We start from the raw sequence: 4,716 nt of genomic DNA, 5'->3' as shown, positions 1-4,716 counted from the left end.
GTGCAGCACCGCCCACTGCGCCGCGAGCTCGAGCTCGGCGACCTCACCCGCGCGCCGCGCCCGCGACGCCTCGGCGAGCAGGCCGGCGGCGGACCGCACGTCGACGGGAGCGGGTGTCGCCGTCTCGTCCAGGGCGGAGGTCATGCGGACATCGTCCCTCGAACGCCTGTTCGATGGCAACCGGGTCCCGTCACCGCGAGGAAGATCTGTGGATGATCCCGTCGGCAGTGCGTGCTGTGGACGGAAAGCGGCTCGGCCCCCGTCAGGACGGGGGCGGGAGCTCCCGGGCGAAGAGGTCCTCGAGGAAGGCCAGATCGGGATCGCGCAGGCCCGCCGCGTCGTGGCGCCACCAGACCTCCGGGTAGACCACCCGTCCGGTCATCCACTCCTCGAAGGAGTCGTTCAGCACCACCTGGAAGGCCGCCTCGGGAGTACGTCGCGAGGGTGCCTCGAACCCGTGGACGCTGGCCCGCTCGAAGCCGCGGCTCCCGTAGAAGGACGGACTCCCCTCCAGGAACAGAGCCGGGGCGACATCACGCGCCCGACCCACGGCCTCGGCGACGAGGGCGGTCCCGATGCCTCGCCGCTGCTCGTCCGGGGCGCTGCTCAGCGGGCTCAGCATCGCGGCGTCCACCAGCGCGCGACGGGCGTCGATCCAGCACCGGCTCACGCCGACGTGCCCGACGACCCTGCCCGCTCGGACGGCGACCAGCTCGGCGAGCACGAGACCACCGGAACGCACGTCCGGCCACAGGTCGCCGACCTTCACTCCCCCGCTCGGATCGTCCGCGCCGAAGGCGCCCCGGATCACCCGGTCGATGTCGTCACGGTCGTCCGGACGCGCGGCACGGACCTCGACCTGCGCGTCCGGCCCGGGTCCGGTCACGGTGCCACGCCCGCGAGCCTCATGCGGCGACCCGCTCCCGCAGTCCGGCCGCCAGGCCCGCGACGCTCAGCGCGTCGAGGAGCCCGCCCCCCACCTCGGCGAGCCGGCGCCGGCGTACCGGACCGAGACGCAGTCGGAGGTGCACCCGGGTGCCGGCCCCCGTCTCACCGTCCCGCGGCCGGACGGCCAAGGGCGTCAGGTGCAGGCACCAGGTCAGGTCGGTGCCACCGCGCCGCGAGGTGTACAGCAGCACTCGCGGCTCGTCGATAGCGGCGAGGGTGAAGGTCGCGTCGGCTCCACCCCAGTCGGGGATGACGTCCCCTACGTGGTGCTCCTGCAGGGCGGGATCGACGTGGCGCAGCGCGCGTCGCGATCGCGGCACCACCCGCTCGACGGACGCGGGGAGGTACCACCCGGCACGCCGACGGCCGAGCTGCACGAGCCACGGCCACACCGCGTCCGGAGGCGCCGGGAGGTCGAAGCCCCGATCCATCACCACGTCGGCGGCCACGAGGTCGTCACCCGGCAACGACGCCAGCCGCTCGTCCGCCGTGGGAGCGCAGAGGTCCACGGGTCAGCCGGCCAGGAACGAGAACCGCACGTCACGCTGCGCATTGTCGACGTTGAGGTCGACCAGGCAGATGCTCTGCCAGGTGCCGAGGGCGAGCCGGCCGTCGAGGACCGGCACCGAGCAGTAGGGCGGCACGAGCGCCGGCATCACGTGCGAGCGGCCGTGGCCCCGCGACCCGTGGCGGTGCCGCCAGCGGTCGTCGGCCGGGAGGAGGTCGCCGAGGGCGGCCAGCAGGTCGTCGTCGGACCCGGCGCCGGTCTCCAGGATCGCCAGTCCCGCGGTGGCGTGCGGGACGAAGACGTGCACCAGTCCGTCACCGCGTMCGTCCACGAAGGACGCGACGTCCCGGGTCAGGTCGAGGACGACCTCCCCGCCGCCGGTGCGGTAGGAGCGGACCTCACTCTCCACGCAGCGCCTCCTCGATCCGCTCGACCTTGGCGGTGAGCTGTCCGTCGTACCCGGGTCGGATGTCGGCCTTGAGCACCAGGCCGACCCGTGGGGAGGCGTCCGCGACGACGTCGACGGCCCGCTTCACCACCGCCATCACCTCGTCCCACTCCCCCTCGACGGTGGTGAACATGGAGTCCGTCCGGTTCGGCAGTCCGGACTCGCGCACCACGCGGATAGCGGCCGCCACGGCCTCGGTGACCGACCCGCTCGGGTCGCTGGACGTGGGAGAGATGGAGAAGGCAACGAGCACGCGCCCACCGTACCCAGATCCGTCGATGCGGCAGGCCGGGCCGGCGACCTCAGGCGGCGGTGCCCGGCTCCGGGGCTTCGCCGGCGGGGTCGGACGTCCCGCCGTTGCACGTCACGCCGAACTCCGGCGCCGTGTGGCCGTCGCCGTACTCCTCGAGGAAGAGCTGCAGCCGGTCGTCGCGGGCGTCGTCGAGGGCGAGCTGCGCGCCCCACACTGTGACCACGACGGGTGCGGGCAGGTCCTCGCGGGGCGACATGATCCCGTTGTCGGGCAGCTGCGCGGCCAGGGCCTCCAGGTCGCGGTCGGACAGGTCCGGGTCGTGGGTGATCCAGACCGTCCCGTGCTCGAGGTCGTGGACCGCGTTCTCGTCCCGTACCGGCACGTCGTACACCCCGCACGCCAGCCACACCGGCGCGTGCGCACCCCCGGCCGGCGGCGTCTGGGGGTAGTCGACGTCCTCGTCGGTGTGCCGGGTGTCCTCGATCTTCCACGTCCGTACGTCGGACAGGTCCAGCGGCGCCCGCTCGTAGCCGGCCACCCGGGCGACCAGCGGTGCGGCCAGCGCCCCACCGAGCAGGACCAGGGAGACCACCGAGGAGAGCACCAGCAGGACCCGGGAGCTGCGGCCGCGCGGTGCGGGGGTCTCGGTGTCGCTCACCGCGTCAGGCTACGGGGGCCTCGACAACCGCGCAGGCGTCGCCGTGTGTCCCCAGGCCGGGGAGCAGCGTCCGGAGGCGAGCCAGGCCGGCGTGGCACTGGGACTTCACCGCCCCGACCGAGCACCCCATCAGGCGTGCCGTCTCGGCCTCGCTGAGGTCCTCCACGTGGCGCAGGACGACCGCCGCCCGCTGCCGGGGGGCGAGCCGGGCCAACGCCTGGACGAGCTCCGGACGGTCCCACCCCTGCGCCTGCAGGACCGGCGTGTCCGGCACCGCGTCGACGGTGACCTCCCGCCATCGGCGGCGACGCCAGCGAGAGACGTTCTCGCGCACCAGCACGGTCCGGACGTAGGGCTCCGGGTCGCCGGCGATGCGATCCCACGCGGGCACGCAGCGAGCCAGGGTGCTCTGCACCAGGTCCTCGGCGTCCTCGTGGGTAGCTGAGAGCAGCCGCGCGGTGCGGACCAGGGCGGCGTAGCGAGCCGCCACGAACTCCTCGAAGTCGTCAGGGGCGGACACGGTGCCTCCATCTCGTGACGCTCGCCGCGGTGACCAACGCGATGAGGGCCAGGCCGCCCCACAGGTGCCGCGGGTCGAGCGGGCTCGGCGGGCGGACACCCGGCACGGGATCCGCGTCGAGCACGTCGCCGGCCCACGCCCATTTGAGTCCGGCGTCCTCCTCGTAGCGCACCAGGGTCTCGGCCTCGCCGGTTCGGACGTCGACCGATTCCACCCGGACGGCATCCCAGCTCGGCGACTCGGCCCGGACCAGCACCACGGAGTCCCGGTCACGCCACCCGAGGACCTGGAAGGTCCGTGACGTCCCCCGCAGGACCCGCACGTCGGTGGGGGCACCGGCAGCCCGCACCACCGCTGACGTCACGCGATTCGGGAAACGGCTCCCCAGCCCGGGACCGCCCACCTGGGCGTACGCCCCGTCGGCACGCAAGGCGGCACTGCTGCCGTCGGCGCCGGACTGACCGGGCGGTGCCGGGAGAGGGACGCGACCCGCCCGACCAGTGCCGAGGTCCAGCAGGAGGCGGCCCCTGTCGGCCAGGACGACGAGGTCACCGGCTGCCTCCGTGAAGTTGTCCACGACGGCGAAGCCACCATCCCCCAGCGGGGGGAGGGACGTCGGGTCCTGCCCGAGCCGCCACAGCAGGTTCTCCCCGGGTCCGGCCATGGAGGACATGGCGTCCGAGTGGTCCCCACCCTCCCACTGGGCGAAGCCCGCGAGCAGCGTCGCACCGTCGGCCCAGACCAGGCCCTCGGGCATCAGCCCGTGCCGGGTCGCCACACCGTGGCGAGCAACCTCACCCGTCGTGGTGTCGTAGACCGCCACGCCCGTCACGGTCGGGCGCTGGCCGTCGGCGGTGTTGGGATCCCCCGACGGCTCCCCGGAGCCCCAGTAGGCCACGTGCTCGCCGTCCGGGGCCAGGGCGAACCCCTGCCCGGCGTAGTCCGGCAGGTCCAGGAATCCGTACTGCCCCGTGGTCGCCGAGATGGCGACGAGGCCGGGCCGAGAGCCCCACCATCCCCCACGATCCGCGGACTCCACGGCGACGACCGGCGAGCCCGGCAGCCGAGCCGGCAGCCACGGGGAGACGGCGTACACCCGGTCCGGGAGGCCGACGGCACCGTCGTACGACGACGCGGCCGATGTCGACCGCGACCGCTCGACCCCGAGGCCCGCCCATGCCGCGGTGAGCAGAGTCGCCCCGACGAGCGCGAGCGCGGTGCCGCGACGGCGTCTCCGGTGCCAACGGCGTCCGCGGTCCCAGAGCTCGCCCGGGGGCGGCGCGGTCGCCGGGTCGGCGTCGGAGAGCCCGGCCAGCTCGTCCAGCAGTGTCATGCGCACCTCTTCTCGCGGAGCATCGTCACAGACGAGTACGCCCCGAGG

At 74.2% G+C, this 4,716-nt stretch carries 7 protein-coding genes; all 7 read right to left on the bottom strand.

The features are described from left to right. Positions 1–262 precede the first annotated feature (262 nt). The 7 genes from ACXJKL_RS14985 to ACXJKL_RS14955 are packed head-to-tail and all read right to left on the bottom strand — an operon-like array spanning position 263 to position 4,668. The gene (locus tag ACXJKL_RS14985) at positions 263–886 is read right to left on the bottom strand and encodes a GNAT family N-acetyltransferase (protein ID WP_457207837.1); all 624 of its coding nucleotides are present in this window, start codon (positions 884–886) and stop codon (positions 263–265) included. Positions 887–905: 19 nt separating this feature from the next. Then, positions 906–1,457, bottom strand: coding sequence for a hypothetical protein (locus tag ACXJKL_RS14980; RefSeq protein ID WP_457207836.1), 552 nt, complete (start codon positions 1,455–1,457; stop codon positions 906–908). A 3-nt stretch (positions 1,458–1,460) separates the two neighbouring features. Next, positions 1,461–1,865, bottom strand: a complete 405-nt coding sequence (locus ACXJKL_RS14975; protein ID WP_457207835.1) for a secondary thiamine-phosphate synthase enzyme YjbQ — start codon at positions 1,863–1,865, stop codon at positions 1,461–1,463. Beyond that, a complete protein-coding gene (locus ACXJKL_RS14970; RefSeq protein ID WP_457207834.1) occupies positions 1,855–2,157 on the bottom strand; it encodes a thiamine-binding protein in 303 nt (100 codons plus the stop codon). The genes ACXJKL_RS14975 and ACXJKL_RS14970 overlap by 11 nt, the downstream gene beginning before the upstream one ends. Before the next feature lie 49 nt (positions 2,158–2,206). Continuing rightward, positions 2,207–2,815, bottom strand: a complete 609-nt coding sequence (locus tag ACXJKL_RS14965) for a DUF3105 domain-containing protein (protein ID WP_457207833.1) — start codon at positions 2,813–2,815, stop codon at positions 2,207–2,209. 4 nt (positions 2,816–2,819) lie between these two features. Then, positions 2,820–3,335, bottom strand: coding sequence for a SigE family RNA polymerase sigma factor (locus ACXJKL_RS14960; protein ID WP_457207832.1), 516 nt, complete (start codon positions 3,333–3,335; stop codon positions 2,820–2,822). Further along, on the bottom strand, positions 3,322–4,668 hold the full coding sequence (locus tag ACXJKL_RS14955; RefSeq protein ID WP_457207831.1) for a hypothetical protein: 1,347 nt from the start codon (positions 4,666–4,668) through the stop codon (positions 3,322–3,324). Before ACXJKL_RS14955 ends, ACXJKL_RS14960 begins: the two co-directional genes overlap by 14 nt. Positions 4,669–4,716: the final 48 nt, after the last annotated feature.

The sequence above is a fragment of the Nocardioides sp. P5_C9_2 genome, from assembly GCF_054049555.1.
The sequence above is the reverse complement of the archived record's forward strand: the minus strand, read 5'-3'. Positions and strand labels throughout refer to the sequence as shown.

Bases quoted from the DNA above. Each gene is read 5' to 3' on its own strand.
- ACXJKL_RS14955 (WP_457207831.1), bottom strand. From the start codon at position 4,668: ATGACACTGCTGGACGAGCTGGCCGGGCTCTCCGACGCCGACCCGGCG.